Origin of the sequence: Streptomyces sp. M41(2017), assembly GCF_002078175.1 — a bacterium.
In the GTDB taxonomy this organism is placed as follows: domain Bacteria; phylum Actinomycetota; class Actinomycetes; order Streptomycetales; family Streptomycetaceae; genus Streptomyces.
Map to the genome: position 1 here is coordinate 2,628,680 of NZ_MWFK01000001.1, position 15,319 is coordinate 2,643,998.

Annotated in this window: 14 protein-coding genes and 2 pseudogenes; 7 read left to right on the plus strand and 9 right to left on the minus strand. The window is 71.7% G+C overall.

Features of this window, described 5'->3' with window-relative positions; all coding sequences use genetic code 11:
- Window positions 1-5: 5 nt before the first annotated feature.
- The 7 genes and pseudogenes from B0675_RS11520 to B0675_RS11550 all read right to left on the minus strand — a co-directional run.
- Window positions 6-1,550: a hypothetical protein gene (locus tag B0675_RS11520; protein ID WP_081218716.1), complete on the minus strand. Its 1,545-nt coding sequence runs from the start codon at window positions 1,548-1,550 to the stop codon at window positions 6-8.
- Complete coding sequence (locus B0675_RS11525; protein ID WP_081218717.1) at window positions 1,550-3,670, minus strand: hypothetical protein; 2,121 nt, start codon at window positions 3,668-3,670, stop codon at window positions 1,550-1,552. The genes B0675_RS11520 and B0675_RS11525 overlap by 1 nt, the downstream gene beginning before the upstream one ends.
- 130 nt (window positions 3,671-3,800) lie before the next feature.
- Complete coding sequence (locus B0675_RS11530) at window positions 3,801-4,784, minus strand: 2-oxoglutarate and iron-dependent oxygenase domain-containing protein (protein WP_081218718.1); 984 nt, start codon at window positions 4,782-4,784, stop codon at window positions 3,801-3,803.
- Window positions 4,777-5,235, minus strand: a complete 459-nt coding sequence (locus tag B0675_RS11535) for a nucleoside deaminase (protein ID WP_081218719.1) — start codon at window positions 5,233-5,235, stop codon at window positions 4,777-4,779. The genes B0675_RS11530 and B0675_RS11535 overlap by 8 nt, the downstream gene beginning before the upstream one ends.
- 56 nt (window positions 5,236-5,291) lie before the next feature.
- Complete coding sequence (locus B0675_RS11540) at window positions 5,292-6,482, minus strand: abortive phage infection protein (RefSeq protein ID WP_081218720.1); 1,191 nt, start codon at window positions 6,480-6,482, stop codon at window positions 5,292-5,294.
- 194 nt (window positions 6,483-6,676) lie between these two features.
- On the minus strand, window positions 6,677-7,333 hold the full coding sequence (locus tag B0675_RS11545; protein ID WP_081218721.1) for a class I SAM-dependent methyltransferase: 657 nt from the start codon (window positions 7,331-7,333) through the stop codon (window positions 6,677-6,679).
- A 108-nt stretch (window positions 7,334-7,441) separates the two neighbouring features.
- Window positions 7,442-7,693 (minus strand): annotated as a pseudogene (locus B0675_RS11550) (zinc-binding dehydrogenase); the annotation flags it as partial.
- 12 nt (window positions 7,694-7,705) lie between these two features.
- Between B0675_RS11550 and B0675_RS41355 the strand changes: the two are divergent.
- Together B0675_RS41355 and B0675_RS11555 are read left to right on the plus strand one after the other, a co-directional pair.
- On the plus strand, window positions 7,706-7,993 hold the full coding sequence (locus B0675_RS41355; RefSeq protein WP_179165202.1) for a hypothetical protein: 288 nt from the start codon (window positions 7,706-7,708) through the stop codon (window positions 7,991-7,993).
- Between the two features lie 144 nt (window positions 7,994-8,137).
- Entirely contained in the window at window positions 8,138-9,124 is a 987-nt protein-coding gene (locus B0675_RS11555; protein ID WP_081218722.1) for a DMT family transporter, read from the plus strand.
- Here B0675_RS11555 and B0675_RS11560 read toward each other — a convergent pair.
- Together B0675_RS11560 and B0675_RS11565 are read right to left on the minus strand one after the other, a co-directional pair.
- A pseudogene (locus B0675_RS11560) lies at window positions 9,021-9,914 on the minus strand (LysR family transcriptional regulator); the annotation flags it as partial. The gene B0675_RS11555 and the pseudogene B0675_RS11560 overlap by 104 nt on opposite strands.
- A gap of 10 nt (window positions 9,915-9,924) precedes the next feature.
- The gene (locus B0675_RS11565) at window positions 9,925-10,353 is read right to left on the minus strand and encodes a PLD nuclease N-terminal domain-containing protein (RefSeq protein ID WP_081218723.1); all 429 of its coding nucleotides are present in this window, start codon (window positions 10,351-10,353) and stop codon (window positions 9,925-9,927) included.
- Window positions 10,354-10,441: 88 nt separating this feature from the next.
- Here B0675_RS11565 and B0675_RS11570 point away from each other — a divergent pair, with 88 nt between their 5' ends.
- The 5 genes from B0675_RS11570 to mqnE all read left to right on the plus strand — a co-directional run bounded on the left by B0675_RS11570 (window position 10,442) and on the right by mqnE (window position 15,318).
- Window positions 10,442-11,893, plus strand: coding sequence for a menaquinone biosynthesis decarboxylase (locus B0675_RS11570; protein ID WP_081218724.1), 1,452 nt, complete (start codon window positions 10,442-10,444; stop codon window positions 11,891-11,893).
- Window positions 11,890-12,792 (plus strand): menaquinone biosynthesis prenyltransferase MqnP, encoded by a 903-nt coding sequence (gene mqnP, locus B0675_RS11575; RefSeq protein ID WP_081218725.1) that lies wholly within the window; start codon window positions 11,890-11,892, stop codon window positions 12,790-12,792. The genes B0675_RS11570 and mqnP overlap by 4 nt, the downstream gene beginning before the upstream one ends.
- A 31-nt stretch (window positions 12,793-12,823) precedes the next feature.
- On the plus strand, window positions 12,824-13,513 hold the full coding sequence (locus tag B0675_RS11580; protein WP_081218726.1) for a UbiX family flavin prenyltransferase: 690 nt from the start codon (window positions 12,824-12,826) through the stop codon (window positions 13,511-13,513).
- 91 nt (window positions 13,514-13,604) lie between these two features.
- Window positions 13,605-14,060: an Lrp/AsnC family transcriptional regulator gene (locus B0675_RS11585; RefSeq protein ID WP_081218727.1), complete on the plus strand. Its 456-nt coding sequence runs from the start codon at window positions 13,605-13,607 to the stop codon at window positions 14,058-14,060.
- 94 nt (window positions 14,061-14,154) lie between these two features.
- Complete coding sequence (gene mqnE, locus B0675_RS11590) at window positions 14,155-15,318, plus strand: aminofutalosine synthase MqnE (protein WP_081218728.1); 1,164 nt, start codon at window positions 14,155-14,157, stop codon at window positions 15,316-15,318.
- Window position 15,319: the final 1 nt, after the last annotated feature.

The following is a 15,319-nucleotide window of genomic DNA, read 5'->3' on the forward strand; positions in this document are numbered from 1 at the left end:
CGGGACTACGAGGGCGGGAGGCACTCCGCCGCCGGGGGTTTTCCCTCCGGCCAGGCGAGGCGCACGAAGCGGGCGTGGCTGTCGGGGGTCAGCTCCACGATCGGGACCGCCTTGTCGTACGGGTTGCCGTGCGCGTCCAGGCAGATCCAGCCGCTCGCCCCGTTCACCCGGAGCTGGCGGCCCTTGACCTGCGGCCACTGCAGGCCGACGTCGGCGAGCGCCGGGACGCGGCCGGTCGGCGAGGCCCCCCGGATGCCGCGCACCGCGAGCCGCATGGCGTCGTACGCGATGATCAACTGGCCGTCGTCGAGGGCGACCTGGCCGAGCGGTCCGACCGGCCCCCGTTCGGCGCTGTCCAGCAGCCGCTGGAGGACGACGGCGTCGGCCTTGCCGCCGCCGGTGCGGGCGTGGTCCTTCAGCCAGGCGTCGGGATGGGCGAGCGCCGTGTAGCGCACCGACAGCTGCGGGTCCTTGAGCGCGGCCGGGTCGAGGTCCTTGTCGCCCGCGAGGTACGAGCCCTCGTCACCGGTGAGGACGGTGAAGCGGCGGTCGGAGCAGCCCCGGGCGCCCAGCGCGTTGATGAACTGGCGCAGCTGGGTGTGCCGGCCGGCGAACAGGACCGTGTCCGTCGCCTTCGGGGTGTTGCACAGGATGGTGGCGATCTGCGCGAAGACGTTGGCGGTGCTGCCCTCCTTGCTGCGGTCGGCGGGCGGGGTGAACGGCTGGGCCTCGTACCGCGCGCCCTTGAGCATCTTCTCGAACGAACCCTGGAGCGTGCGCGTGTAGGGGTCGCCGGTCCGGTCGTAGACGAGGAAGGCGTTGGCGGCGGACACCTTGGCGAAGGAGGCGAGGGCGCGGGCCTCGTCGGTGTTGGTGGGGGAGACGCGGGCGAGGCCCGGGAAGGGGTCCTTGCCGCCCTGTCCGTTGGCCAGGTCGTCGGCGGTGATCGAACTCCCTATCACCGGGATGCCGCGCCGGGTCAGCTCGGCCACCGCCCGCTTGTTGTTCTCGGTGCTCAGCCCGACCCCGGTCACCGCGCGCAGCCGGTCCGCGCTCCTCGTCATGCGCTCCAGCTGGTCGACCGTGTGCCGCCAGGAGGCCCCGGTGGCACCGGGGTTGGCGAGGACGAGCCGTATCTTCGGCTTCAGCCCGGTCGTGTCGTGGTTGGCCTGGTACTGCGCGAGGTAGGCGCCCTGGAGTTCGTGCTGCACGTCGTTCAGGTTGTCCGCGTCGGTGGCGGTGAAGGGTTCGAGCAGGACGACCGTGACGTAACTGCCGGGCGCCAGGCGGTGGTTCTCCCGGTTGATCGCGCGCACGGTGTCGGCGAACCGGGCGCGTCCGAAGGCGTACGTCGTCGAGGAGACGCCCACGCACTCGTCGCGGTCCGGGGGCTGTACGACCCCGGGTGCGCAGGACCGGTTCTCCTTGGTGGCGGTCAGGCCGCCCCAGACGCCGAGGCCCACCCGGGCGGCGGCGAGCGTCAGCGCCACGTACCGGCGGAAGCGGATCTCCCAGACGTCCTCGCGCAGCCACACCCACAGTCGGGCCATCAGCGGCCTCCGTCCTCGTCGCCCGGGATGCGCAGGGGCCGGCCGGCGAGGGCGTCGGCGGGCCAGTCCCGCGAGGCACGCCACAGCAGGGCGTTGCCCGCGGGCCGCAGGTTCGACAGCTGTTCCAGCTCGAACCGCAGCCGTTCGGTGACGCGTGGGTCCGGCAGCACCAGCGGGTCGGTCAGCTGCCACACGGCGTGCAGCAAGCGCCGTACGCGCAGGTGCAGTACGGCGTCGACGCCCTCCGGCGGCCGGTGCGCGGCGTCCGTGCGGCCGAGGGCCACGGCGGCGCGGTGGTCGTGGCCGTCGAAGTCCCGGCCGTCCGGGTCGTGTGCGTGGTAGTAGGGCGCGGAGGCGATGAAGACCAGCGTGGACAGCCAGCCCCGGGTGTCGGTGCGCGGGAAGGTGTCGCGCAGGTGAGCCACCGCGAAGTCCGCCTTTCCGAGGGCGAGTTCGTGGTGCAGCCGGTAGCGGGCGCTGTCCGGGGGTGCCGACTCGCCGGGGTGGTCGGAGTAGTGGTCGACGAGGGCGCGGTGCACCGCCCGCCACTGTTCGTGGTCGGGGTCCGCGTGGTGCAGCCGCAGCAGGAGCAGCGTGCGCAGGAACGGGTCGCCGACGAACTGGCCGTCGGCCGTCGCCCAGCCCTCGGAGGCGAGCCGTTCCTCCAGGTCGAGGACGCCGGAGGCGCCGAAGTCCTCGGGGAGCCGGGACTCCGCGAGCGAGCAGGCCGACGCGCGGTCGTGGGCGGCGGCCAGCACGGTCAGTTCGTCGAGGCGGCCACCGGGCACCAGCCGGGCGAGGAGCTCCTGGTGGGCGGGGCGGCCGGCGTGGTCCTCGTGCGGGGCGACGTCGGCGGTCAGGAGCGCGCCGAGCGAGTCCGCGCCGACGGGCAGGTTCTGTCGGGCCGAGGCCGCCAGCACGGTGATGCCGAGCGGGCTGCCGCAGGTCAGCCGGTGGGTGGCGTGCGGGAGTTGGGCGGGCAGGCCGTCCGGGCCGCCGGTGGTTCCGGTGCCGCCGGTCGCGGTGTCCATGATGTGCAGGGTGTCGTCGGGGGTCAGGGGCGGCAGCGCGACGAGCAGGGCCCGCGAGGACGGCGAGGTGCCGGGCCGCCAGTCGGTCTCGCGCGCGGTGTCGGTCAGGGTGAGCCGGCCCGCGTTCCGCAGGGCCGGGTGTGCGTGGCCCCGGAGCGCGGCGAAGATCACGGCCCGGTCCGCGATGCCGTCGGCGCGGTCGCGCAGCACCGGTTCGAGGAGGCCGAGCCCGGCGGGCTCCTGGACGTTGTCGATCAGCAGGACCGGGCGGCCCCGCCGGTGGGAACGCTGCACGACCCCCGCGTACGCGTCGTCGAGGTCGGCGAGCAGGGCCCGGACCAGATGGCGTTCGGCGTGCCGGCGCGAGTCGCCGCCCGCCCGGAAGTGCCGGGAGAGCAGGATCAGCGCGAGCTTGGGGCTGCCGCCCGCGTTCGGGTAGTCCCGGTACCAGGTGGCGGCCTTGCGCAGCCGGCGGTGGGCGGGTGCGACGCCCTCCGCGAAGGCCTCCAGGGTGGCCTCGATGATGGGTTCCACGACGGGGCCCGTTCCGCTCATCGACGCGACGAGCTTGGAGACGACCTTGCTCACCCAGCGTCCGGCGAACCCCGACAGCCACGAGTCGGTCTCGTTCAGCAGCAGGATCCGCTCCGCCTCCTGCCGGATGCGGGGCACGTCCCGGTTGCTCCAGCCGCCCGCGGCCACGGCGAGGAGGCCCGAGGAGAGGCGCGGGAACGCGATCCTCCCGGCCCCCTTCACCGGTTCGGCGAGCTGTTCCGCGGCCGTGGTGAGCGCTTGGCCGACCGGGGACCAGGACTCCGCGGGGCGATCGGCGGGCGGCGCGGCGAACTGCCGGTCCTCGCCGTCGACCAGGGCGACCGGGGTGTGCCACCGGTAGGCCTCGCGCAGTTCCCGGAGCACGGCGGTCTTGCCGAGCCCCCGGCCGCCGGTGAGCACCACGAAGGGTGGTTCTTCCGCGTGTTCGTACGGTGTGGCGCGCAACTGGTACGGACGCAGTCCGACCAGTCGTGACGCGAGTCCGGGCGGATCGGTGTCGAACAGCGCCCCTCTGCCGTGCAGCCCTGAGTGCACCGCATCTCCCCCTGGTCCGCGGTCCGGTCCGATGTGCTGCTGTGAGGTGTATCAACAACAGTGTAAAAAGGGGGAGTTGATTCGGGATAGGGCACTTGATGACTGTTCGGTTACGAAAACGTTCGGACTGTCAACCGACGGTGATCGAATCGAGCTTCTCCCGCAGGTAGACGTGCGAGTCGACGGGTTCGTACGCGATCCGGCCCACCGGGGCGGGCACCGACTCGACCAGCGTCCCCGGCGTGCATTCGCCGAAGTAGACGAGCGAGATCAGCTCCTCTGCGGGCGCGTCGGAGGGCGGCGGCAGGACGCGGTGCCGCCCCGAGCGCCACCGGTCGCCCGTCCAACGGGCCATCAGGTCGCCGATGTTGACGGTGAACGCGGCCGGGTCGAAGGGCGCGTCCTCCCAGCCGCCCTCGTCCGTGAACACCTGGAGCCCGCCCTTGCCCGCCTGCCGGTCGAGGAGGGTGACCGTACCGAAGTCGGTGTGCGGACCGATCCGGAACTGGCCCGGCTCCGGCGCGCCGACGACGTCCCTCCCCGGATACCAGTTGATGTTGAAGCCGTACGTGGGGTGATCCATGTGCCGGGTGAAGAAGTCCGGTTCGAGGCCGAGCGCCTCACCGAGCAGCGCCAGCAGATGGTTATCCAGCTCGGCCATCCGCGCCAGGTACTCCTCGCACAGGGCCCGCAGCCCGGGGGCCTCGGCGGGCCAGACGTTCGGCGCGTACCATTCGGCGTTCGTCTCCGGGTCGGCGAACGGCTCGTGCGTCGCGAACGTCAGCGACTCCTTCAGGTCCGGCGGGGTCTCGGTGCCCTCCGCGTAGCCGTTGGCCTCGGCACCGGGACCGAGCCAGCCGCGCCCGCCCACTTCGGTGGCGTACCGCTGCTTCGTCGCGGCGGGCAGTGCGAAGAAGGCGCGGGCCTCCTCCCTGATCCGGACGCGCAGCGCGGGGTCCACGCCGTGGCCGGTGACGAGCAGGAAGCCGGCCGTCCGGAGCGCCGCGTCGACGGTCCGGGCGATCGCGGCGCGCGTCTCCGCGTCCCCCGAGAGCCAGGGACGCAGGTCGACGGTCGGGACGCGCGGCGCCGCGGGGGCCTCGGGGTCAGTCACCGATGTCCTCGTTCCACAGGTCGGGGTTGCCCTCGATGAAGTCGCGCATCAGGTCCGTGCACTCGGGATCGTCGAGCAGCACGATCTGCACACCGTGCTCGGCGAGCCAGTCGTGGCCGCCGTGGAAGGTGGCCGCCTCGCCGACGACCACCCGGGAGATGCCGAACTGCCGGACCAGGCCGCTGCAGTACCAGCAGGGCGAGAGGGTGGTCACCATCGTCGTGCCGCGGTACGACCGCTGCCGTCCGGCCGCGCGGAACGCGGCCGTCTCGGCGTGCGTCGAGGGGTCGTCGTCCTGGACGCGGCGGTTGTGGCCCCGGCCGAGCAGGGTGCCGTCCGCGCCGTACAGGGCGGCCCCGATGGGGATGCCGCCCTCGGAGAGCCCGGCGCGGGCCTCCGCCACGGCGGTCGCGAGCCATGCCCGCGCCTGTGCCTGATCGATGCGCTCCATGACCCCACTCTGCGGTGGGCGTCCCCCGAGGGCAACGTGCCCGGGCCGTGGCGCGGTCAGGCGCGGCGGTGGCGGCCGTACTGGCGGGCCAGCGCGTGGAACGCCTCCTTCGGCTCCCAGTGGACCCCGGCGGCCGGATCGCCGGGACGCTTCTCGACGGTCTTCGTGATGCTGTAGCTCGCCATGTCGAGGTCGTGGCGCGGGTCGTGGCGGCGGTGCGGGGCGTCGCGGGTGACGAAGGTGTACGCCATCGCCGCGTACAGGCCCGCCGCCTCGAACGCGGCCAGCACGTCCGTGAGATACGCGGCCTGCGTGCGCTCGCTGCGGACCAGTCCGGCCTTGATCTCCGGCGGGTCCTTTGTGTAATCGACGACGTCCCAGCCCATGCCGCCCTGCTCCGGCGCTCCCTCGAAGGTGCAGCAGCCGAACTCCATGACGGCGACGGGCTTCCCGAAGCGCCGGTACTGCGCGAGGTCGCGGAGGTAGTCCGACGGGCGCCGGAAGAACGAGTAGTAGTCGATGCCCACGAGGTCGAAGAGGCCCCAGTCGACGTCCTCGTCCTGGGCTGCGGCGTACGTCAGCGGCCCGTGGAACACGGACCGGCCCGTCTTCGCCGCCCTCGCGGTGAACCGGTGCAGCCGCCGCGCCATGACGACGGGATCGAAGTTGCCCTTGAGCAGGTTCTCCACCCGTTCCTGGATGTTCGCGCCGGGCACGATGCCGGGGACGTACAGCACGAACTCGCAGCCGACGCTGAGGTGCACCCCGGCGCCCTGGCGGCGCAGTCGCTCCGCGGAGCGGCCCGTCTCCGCGAGGTGGTCGAGGATGTCCCGCTCGGGCACGTCACCGAGCGTCGGTTCGAGCCAGACGTGCAGTCCGCGCTCCGCCGCCTCGGCCGCGGTCGCGGTGAGCCGTCCGACGCCGTCGCCGGTCACCTTGACGGAGTCGGCGTGCAGATCGTGGCCGACGGCGCGCAGGTCCGCGCGCATGTCCCGGACGTTCCAGCCGGTCGCGGGGCTCTCCCCGTCCCCGATCTCGTACACCACGCCCCGGTGGGTGAGCCCGCGCCGGGCGCTCGCCGTCGGCGCCGTCGTGCCCGCCCGCCCCCGTGCCGGCAGCGGTGCCCGGCCTGCGGGTGTCGCCCCCGCCCGTGCCGCCGCTCCGAGGGGCAGCAGGGCGGCCGCGCCCCCGACGGCCGCGGCCGTTCCCAGAAACCGTGCCCGGCTGATCCCCGGCGTCTCCTGCATCCCGCGCCTCCCGGCTCCGCGCCCACCTGCTTCGTCCGGGACCCAGTCTGGAAAGCGAAGGCCCCGGCCCGCGTCCGCCGATGGTCTACGGGGGCACGCCGAAGGGATGAGAGAGGAGGGGACCGGAGGACACTTGGAGGGACGGCCCGCGTCCGAGGGCGGGTCGGCGGACGACCGCCGCGAGCCCGGGACACTCAGGAGTTCTCCGGCCTCCGGGCCAGGATGAAGCCCTGCGCGGTCCGCTCCGGGCCGTATTCCGTCATCTCGGCCTCACGAACCAGCCGGACCGCCTCGGTCAGGCCGGCCTCCGCGAGGAGTTCGGCGACACGGTCGGGCGGGAAGCTGTACACGTCGAGGTCCACGTCGTGGCCGTACGCGTGTTCCAGGAGGATCTGTTCGTCGCCCGCCTTGAAGCCGATGAGCAGGTGTCCGCCGGGAGCGAGCACGCGGCGGAACTCGGCGAACAGCGGCGCCAGTTCCTCCACGGGGATGTGCACGGTGGACGACCAGACGAGCGCTCCGGCGAGCGAGCCGTCGGCGAGGTCGAGGTCCGCCATCGTGCCCACCGAGAACCGCAGGTGGGGGTATGCGGCGCGGGCGACCTCGATCATCCCGGGCGACAGGTCGATCCCGAACGCGTCGAGCCCGAGCCCTTCCAGGTGAATGGTCATCCGGCCAGGACCGCAGCCGAGGTCCCCGACCGGGCCGCCCCCGCCGGCCCGCACCCGCTTCGCGAACTCGGCGAGCATCGCGATCTCCAGGGGCTGGGCGACGTCCCCGCTGAACAGCTTGGCGTAGTCGGCGGCGACGGTGTCGTACGAGGCACGGGTGGCATCCAGGCGAGTGGTCATGGCGCGGAAGACTAGACGGCGCCACTGACAACGCCACCCCAACAGGCCTCCACCCGCGGCCGGTTCGCGTTCGTGGCTCGGGCGCTCACCCGGCGTGCGCCCCCGCCGTCAGTCCGCCACCCTCAGCAGCAGCTTGCCCGTGCTGGTCCGCGCCCCCATCAGCGCATGCGCGTCCCCGGCCTTCTCCAGGTCGAACTCCGCCGTCACCGGCAGGGTCACGGTCCCGTCCGCCACCGTCTCGAACGCACGCTCGGCGATGGCGCGCAGGGCGTCCGGTGCCGTGCGGGCCAGCCCGAGGATGGAGAACCCGGCGACCGACAGGCCGGTCGGGTAGAGCTCCGGCTGGCCCACCGTCCAGGGCGCTTCGGCGTGATGGCGGCGGTCCAGGGCGCCAACCCCGGAGTCAACCGTCCTGTCGTCATGGCGGTCACCCCGCCGGAACTGCGCGGTCCGGCCTTCGCGGTCCTCATCTCGGTCGCAGAGGCGCTCGCCTACGCCCTGTTCAACCTGGGCGCGGGGGCGCTCGGAGACACCATCGGGCTCCAGCAGGTGTTCCTGTGGGTGCTCGTCGTGCTGATGCTCGTCAACGCGGCCTTCTGCGGGGTGTTGCACCGTACGTACGCGCGGGACGTGGCGCGTGCGCTGGAGGGGCACGCGTGATCCGGGCCCGCCGGGAGCCGGTGCGTCCGCTCTCGGTGGCGGACCCCTGCGGGCGGCATCGCATCGGCCCTGCCGATGGCCCCATCGGCAGGACGCCCCAGCAGGGCGTGGCCGCCGCCGGGCCTTCGCTCCTACCGTCGGGGCATGACCTCAGCCACCTCCGCCGGCGCCACCGAGAACAAGGGCGCGGCCCAGCTCACCGCGGCGATGATGCTCTCCGGCACCCTCGGCGTCTTCGTCGTCGAGTCCGGCGCCTCGCCCCTGAACGTCGTCTTCTTCCGCGTCGTGTTCGGAGCCCTCGCCCTCGGCGGCTACGCCCTGGCCCGCGGCTACTTCCGCGGCCACGGCTTCACCCCGCGCACCCTCGGACTCGCCGCGCTCGGCGGGGTGTTCATCGTCCTCAACTGGGTCCTGCTCTTCCAGTCGTACGAGAACACCTCGATCTCCGTCGCCACCGTCGTCTACCACACGCAGCCGTTCTACGTGGTGCTCCTCGGCGCCCTGCTGTTCCGGGAACGGGTCACCGCCGCGAAGGCCGGCTGGATCGTCCTCGCCTTCGCCGGTCTGGTGCTCGTCTCGGGTGTCTCCCCGGCCGACCTCACCCAGGGCGGCGCGTACCTCACCGGCGTCGGCCAGGCCCTCCTCGCGGCGCTCCTGTACGGGCTGTCCACCCTGGTCACCAAGCGCATCACCGGCGTACGGCCGCACCTGATCGCCCTCGTGCAGGTCCTCGTCGGCATCCCGCTGCTGCTGCCCTTCGCCGACCTCGGCGCCCTGCGCGGGACCGGCGCGGACTGGGCCTGGCTGGTCGGCCTCGGGGTGATCCACACCGGGCTGATGTACGTCCTCATGTACGCCGCGTACGCCAAGCTCCCGACCGCGAAGATCGCCGTCCTCGCCTTCACCTACCCGGCCGTCGCCATGGTCATGGAGTGGGCGGTCTACGGCCACCACATCGGGTTCGTCCAGGCGCTCGGCGTCCCGCTGATCGTGACGGCCAGCCTGAAGGTCACGCTTCCCCGGGCGGGCCGGACTCCTCGGACACCAGCTGCCGTGCCCGCTCCACGAACAGCCGAGCGTGCGCCGGAAGCCGCTTCCCGGCCCGCCACGCCAGCTGCGTGCGAAGCGTGAACGGCGGCTCCCAGCCGAGCCGTACGAGCGTGCCCCGCTCCAGTTCCGCGGCGACCGTCACCTCGGGCAGCAACGCGATCCCGAGGCCGGCCGCCGCGGCCTGCTTGGTCGCCTCGATCGTGCCGAACTCCGTGAAGGCGACGGAAGTGCCACCTGGGACAGCCGAGTTGAGTTCCCGCTCGAACAAGTCCCGGTAGGCGCAGCCCGGTTCGGTGGCCAGCAATGACTGGCCCGCGAGTCCGGGCGTGCCGGGTGCCGTGCCGGCGAGCGGATGGCCGGGCGCGGCGACGAGCGCGAGCGGCTCGACGGCGAGGACCGCGGTCTCCAGACCCGCGTGCTCGGTCTCCTCCTCCATGAGGAAGCCGACGTCGTAGATGCCCTGGCGCAGCGCCTGACGGGTCTCGTCGCCGATGGTCGTCCGCAGCGAGAGCCGGACCTTGGGGTGGCGGTGGTGGAAGAGTTCGAGGAGCGGCAGCAGCCGGTAGGAGGTGAGCGACTCCATCGTGCCGACGGTGAGGGTGCCGGAGGGTTCCTCGGCGCCGACGACCGCGGCCCGCGCCTCCTCGGTCAGCTCGATGATCCGCCGGGCGTAGGGCAGCAGCCGCTCGCCCGCCTCGGTGAGCCGGATCCTGCTGCCCAGCCGGTCGAACAGCTCGGTGCCGAGCAAGGTCTCCAGGGCGCGGATCTGACTGGTCACGCTCGACTGCGCGTACGCCAGCTCGGCCGCGGCCCGGGTGAAGCTCAGTACCGTCGCGACCTTCTCGAAGGTCACCAGCAGGCGCAGTTCCATGCTCCGATTCTCACGTCTCCTCGTCGGACCTGCTCTGCTCCTCGCGCCGCTTCAGCTCCTCCTCGCGGCGCCGCAGGTCGGCCTCCCAGTCCTGGAGGAGGGTCTCGTCCCTGCGGCCCTCGTCCTTGCGGCCCTCGTCCTTGCGGTTCTCCGCCTTGAGGGAGTTCAGGAACTCGGGGTTGTCGTCGGGGGCGACGAACCGCGCGCGCTGCCCGCGCGTCACCTCGGAGGAGCCGACGCCACCGACGGGACCCCGCCGGTTGCGGCCCGCGACCAGCCAGGCGACCGGACCGACCAGTACCTCGCCGAAGAGCAGGATGATGATCACCCACACCACCTTGGGCAGGCCCTTGACCTCCTCCTCCGGCGTGTTCAGGCAGTCGATGAAGGCGTAGATCCACAGCGCCAGCACCAGCAGAAACGGCAGATACCTGAGCATGGCCGAACGGTCCCCCAGTGTGCGGTGGCGGGGCGGCACGGGGCCCCGGTGACGGGCACAGGTTAGCGGGTGGCCGATACTTGGACACATGGCTTACGACGATCTTCGCTCCCTGCTCAGGGCCCTGGAACGCGAGGGAGACCTCAAGCGCATCAAGGCCGAGGTGGATCCGTACCTGGAGGTCGGGGAGATCGTCGACCGGGTGCAGAAGGCGGGCGGTCCCGCGCTCCTCTTCGAGAACGTGCGCGGCTCGGCGATGCCGCTCGCGATGAACGTCTTCGGCACCGACCGCCGCCTGCTGAAGGCCCTCGGCCTGAAGTCGTACGCCGACATCTCCGACAAGATCGGCGGACTGCTCCGGCCGGAGCTGCCGCAGGGCTTCGTCGGGGTGCGCGAGGCCTTCGGGAAGCTCGGCGCCATGGCGCACGTGCCGCCGAAGAAGGTCAAGGACGCGCCGGTGCAGGAGGTGGTGCTGCGCGGTGACGACGTCGACCTCGACGCGCTGCCCGCCCTGTTCACCTGGCCCGACGACGGCGGCTCCTTCTTCAACCTGGGCCTCACCCACACCAAGGACCCCGAGTCCGGTATCCGTAACCTCGGCCTGTACCGGCTCCAGCGCCACGACAAGCGCACCATCGGCATGCACTGGCAGATCCACAAGGACAGCCGGAACCACTACCAGGTGGCCGCCCGCCGCGGCGGGCGGCTGCCCGTCGCGATCGCCTTCGGCTGCCCGCCCGCCGTGACGTACGCGTCCACGGCGCCGCTCCCCGGGGACATCGACGAGTACCTCTTCGCCGGGTTCGTCCAGGGCAAGCGGATCGAGATGGTCGACTGCAAGACCGTGCCGCTCCAGGTGCCGGCGAACGCCGAGGTCGTCCTGGAGGGCTGGCTGGAGCCGGGCGAGATGCTGCCCGAGGGCCCCTTCGGCGACCACACCGGGTTCTACACCCCGCAGGAGCCGTTCCCGGCGCTGACCATCGACTGCGTGACGATGCGCAAGCGGCCGCTGCTCCAGTCGATCGTGGTGGGCCGGCCCCCGACGGAGGACGGGCCCCTCGGCCGGGCGACGGAGCGGTTCTTCCTGCCCCTGCTGAAGATCATCGTGCCGGACATCGTGGACTACCACCTGCCGGAGGCGGGCGGCTTCCACAACTGTGCGATCGTCTCGATCGACAAGAAGTACCCGAAGCACGCCCAGAAGGTCATGCACGCCGTCTGGGGTGCCCACATGATGTCCCTGACGAAGCTCATCGTGGTCGTCGACGCGGACTGCGACGTCCACGACCTGCACGAGGTCGCCTGGCGCGCGCTCGGCAACACGGACTACGGCCGCGACCTCACCGTCGTGGAGGGACCGGTCGATCATCTCGACCACGCCTCCTACCAGCAGTTCTGGGGCGGCAAGGCGGGCATCGACGCGACGAAGAAGTGGCCCGAGGAGGGCTACACCCGGGACGGCGGCTGGCCCGAGATGGTGCTGTCCGACCCGGAGACGGCGGCGAAGGTCGACCGCCGCTGGAAGGAGTACGGGCTGTGAGTTCAGCTTCCGCGGCGCTTCCGCAGCCGGGCCGCACCAAGGCCTTCCTGCGGCTCGTCATGATCGAGCACTCGGTGTTCGCGCTGCCCTTCGCGTACATCGCGGCGCTCACCGCGATGTACGAGTGGGACGGGAACATCCACTGGGGGCGGCTGCTGCTGGTCACCGTGGCGATGGTGGGGCTGCGCACGTTCGCGATGGCCGCGAACCGGATCATCGACCGCGAGATCGACGCCCGCAACCCGCGCACGGCCCACCGCGAGCTGGTCACCGGCGCGATGAGCGTGAAGCACGCCTGGACGGGCGCCTTCGTCGCCCTCGTCTTCTTCCTCGGTGCCGCGGCGCTGCTCAACCCGCTGTGCCTCGCGCTCGCGCCGATCGCGGTCATTCCGATGGTCGTCTATCCGTACGGCAAGCGGTTCACGAACTTCCCGCAGGCCATCCTCGGTCTCGCCCAGGCCATGGGCCCGATCGGCGCCTGGATCGCCATCACGGGCACCTGGTCCTGGGACGCCGTGATCCTCGGCCTCGCGGTCGGCGTGTGGATCGGCGGCTTCGACCTGATCTACGCGTGCCAGGACGTCGAGACCGACCGGGAGATCGGCGTGATGTCGGTGCCGGCGCGGTTCGGCATCCCGGCCGCGATCCGCGGCGCGCGCGTCTGCCACGCGGTGACCACGGGCCTGTTCGTCTGGTACGCGCTGGCCACCGGGGCGGGCGCGTTCTTCTGGCTGGGCCTCGTGATCGTCGCGGCCGCCTTCCTCTACGAGCACTCCATCGTGAAGCCGCACGACCTGTCGCGCCTGAACCGTGCCTTCTTCCAGGTCAACGGATTCATCGGCATCGCCCTGTTCGTGTGTGCCCTGCTGGATCTGCTGGTGCGCGGGCTCACGGTCTGAATCCGGGCAGTGGCCGGATAGGCTCGACATCATGAAGCCAGGACAGACGCAGCGCCGGCCTTGGATCGTGGGGGTGTCCGGCGCGTCCGGTACGCCGTACGCGGCGGCGGTGCTGCGTTCGCTGCTGGAAGCGGGGGAGAGCGTCGACCTGGTGGTCAGCAGGGCCTCGCGGCTCACGCTGCTCGACGAGACCGGCCTCCCGTTCCGCGACGCCCACTGGCGGGACGACCTGCGCGCGTGGCTGGCGCGGGGCGCGGACGGCAAGCCCGGCACCTTCACCGGCTTCGAGGAGCACCTCGACGCGGTACGGCACTGGAGCGCCGGCGACCTCGCGGCCGGGCCCTCGTCGGGCTCGTACCCGGTCCAGGGCATGCTGATCGTGCCGGCGTCCACGGCCTGTGTGGCCGGGGTCGCGCTCGGCCTCTCCAAGGACCTGCTCCAGCGGGCCGCGAGCGTCACGCTCAAGGAGCGGCGCAGACTGGTCGTCGCCGTGCGGGAGACCCCGCTGAACGGACAGACCCTGCGGCACCTGGTGGCCCTCGACGACGCGGGCGCGACGGTGGTGCCGGCCTCACCGGCGTTCTACGCGGGCGCCACGCACATCCAGGACCTGGTGGACTTCGTCGCCGGGCGGGTCCTCGACGCGGCGGGCGTCGATCACGACCTGTACCGCCGGTGGAAGGGCGAACTCGGGGGCGGCTCCCGGGGCGACACCACCTGAGGGTCCGCACCACTCGGCGACTTTCAGACTTTCGGACTCTTCGGCACTCTTCGGATTTCTTCAGACCTTTTCAGTGGAAGGCTTCGATCGCATGGACGCGGTGGACAGGCAGCTCATCCAGGCCCTGAGGGAGAACGGCCGGGCCTCGTACGCGGAGCTGGGGCGTCTCGTCGGCCTGTCGGGACCCAGCGTCACCGACCGCATCAACCGGCTGGAGGCGGCCGGTGTCATCACCGGGTACCGCGCGACGGTCGACTCGGCCTCGCTCGGTCTCGGTGTGACCGCCCTGATCGGCATCTCGCTCTCCGACGCGGCCGACCACGAGGACGTGGCCCACCGGCTGCGCGACCTCGGCGAGATCGAGGACTGCTGGTTCATCGCGGGCGACGACTCGTTCATGCTCAAGGTGCGCTCCAGCGACGTCGACGGCCTGGAGAAGACCATCCGGCGTCTGTCGGGCACCAAGGGCGTCTCCCGCACCCGTACGACGATCGTCCTGTCGACGAAGTGGGAGAACCGCGTCGGGGAACTCCCCGAGGAGGAGTGACGCGGGTCGCCCCGCGCGGCCCCTGGTGGGGCCGATCCCGCCCGGAGGCGGGGGAGTACCGTTGGCAGGATTCGTCACAGGGAGAGGTAAACGCATGGATGTCGGGCTCAAGCGCGAGCTGGAGGACAAGGTCCGGGCCGGTGAACGGCTGACCCGCGAGGACGGCATCGCGCTCTACGAGTCGGACGACCTGGCGTGGCTCGGCGGCCTCGCGCACGAGGTGCGTACCCGGAAGAACGGCGACGTCGTCCACTTCAACGTCAACCGTCACCTGAACATGACGAACGTGTGCACCGCGTCCTGCGCGTACTGCTCGTTCCAGCGCAAGCCGGGCGAGAAGGACGCGTACACGATGCGCATCGAGGAGGCCGTCCGGCTCGCCACGGCGATGCGGGGCGAGAACCTCACCGAGCTGCACATCGTCAACGGCCTGCACCCGAATCTCCCGTGGCGGTACTACCCGCGCTCCCTGAGCGAGCTGAAGAAGGCCCTCCCGGAGGTCTCCCTGAAGGCCTTCACGGCCACGGAGATCCACCACTTCGAGACGATCTCGGGGCTGTCCGCCTCGGAGATCCTCGACGAGCTGATCGACGCCGGCCTGGAGTCGCTGACCGGCGGCGGCGCGGAGATCTTCGACTGGGAGGTCCGCCAGCACATCGTGGACCACCGCACCCACTGGGAGGACTGGTCGCGCATCCACCGCCTCGCGCACGAGAAGGGTCTCAAGACCCCGTGCACGATGCTGTACGGGCACATCGAGGAGCCCCGGCACCGCGTGGACCACGTGCTGCGGCTGCGTGAGCTCCAGGACGAGACCGGCGGCTTCCAGGTCTTCATCCCGCTGCGCTACCAGCACGACTTCGTGGACATGAAGGACGGCAAGGTCCGCAACCGCCTCCAGGCCCGCACCCAGATGGCGACCGGCGCCGAGGCGCTGAAGACCTTCGCGGTCTCCCGCCTGCTGTTCGACAACGTCCCGCACGTCAAGGTCTTCTGGGTCATGCACGGTGTGCAGACCGCCCAGCTCGCCCTGCAGCACGGCGCGGACGACATGGACGGCTCGGTCGTCGAGTACAAGATCACGCACGACGCGGACAACTTCGGGACGCCCAACAAGCTGACCCGCGAGGACATCCTCGACCTGATCCGCGACGCCGGGTTCCGCCCGGTCGAGCGGAACACGCGCTACGAGATCATCCGCGAGTACGACGGCCCGGACCCGGAGCGCCGCGAGTCGCCGCAGGCCATGCGGGTCTGAC

Coding starts and splice junctions, on each gene's coding strand:
- B0675_RS11570 (WP_081218724.1), top strand. CDS start 10,442: ATGGCTTACGACGATCTTCGCTCCCTGCTCAGGGCCCTGGAACGCGAG.
- B0675_RS11545 (WP_081218721.1), bottom strand. CDS start 7,333: ATGACCACTCGCCTGGATGCCACCCGTGCCTCGTACGACACCGTCGCC.
- B0675_RS11585 (WP_081218727.1), top strand. CDS start 13,605: ATGGACGCGGTGGACAGGCAGCTCATCCAGGCCCTGAGGGAGAACGGC.
- B0675_RS11540 (WP_081218720.1), bottom strand. CDS start 6,482: ATGCAGGAGACGCCGGGGATCAGCCGGGCACGGTTTCTGGGAACGGCC.
- B0675_RS11580 (WP_081218726.1), top strand. CDS start 12,824: ATGAAGCCAGGACAGACGCAGCGCCGGCCTTGGATCGTGGGGGTGTCC.
- mqnE (WP_081218728.1), top strand. CDS start 14,155: ATGGATGTCGGGCTCAAGCGCGAGCTGGAGGACAAGGTCCGGGCCGGT.
- B0675_RS11535 (WP_081218719.1), bottom strand. CDS start 5,235: ATGGAGCGCATCGATCAGGCACAGGCGCGGGCATGGCTCGCGACCGCC.
- B0675_RS11565 (WP_081218723.1), bottom strand. CDS start 10,353: ATGCTCAGGTATCTGCCGTTTCTGCTGGTGCTGGCGCTGTGGATCTAC.
- B0675_RS41355 (WP_179165202.1), top strand. CDS start 7,706: ATGGCGGCGGTCCAGGGCGCCAACCCCGGAGTCAACCGTCCTGTCGTC.
- B0675_RS11555 (WP_081218722.1), top strand. CDS start 8,138: ATGACCTCAGCCACCTCCGCCGGCGCCACCGAGAACAAGGGCGCGGCC.
- B0675_RS11520 (WP_081218716.1), bottom strand. CDS start 1,550: ATGGCCCGACTGTGGGTGTGGCTGCGCGAGGACGTCTGGGAGATCCGC.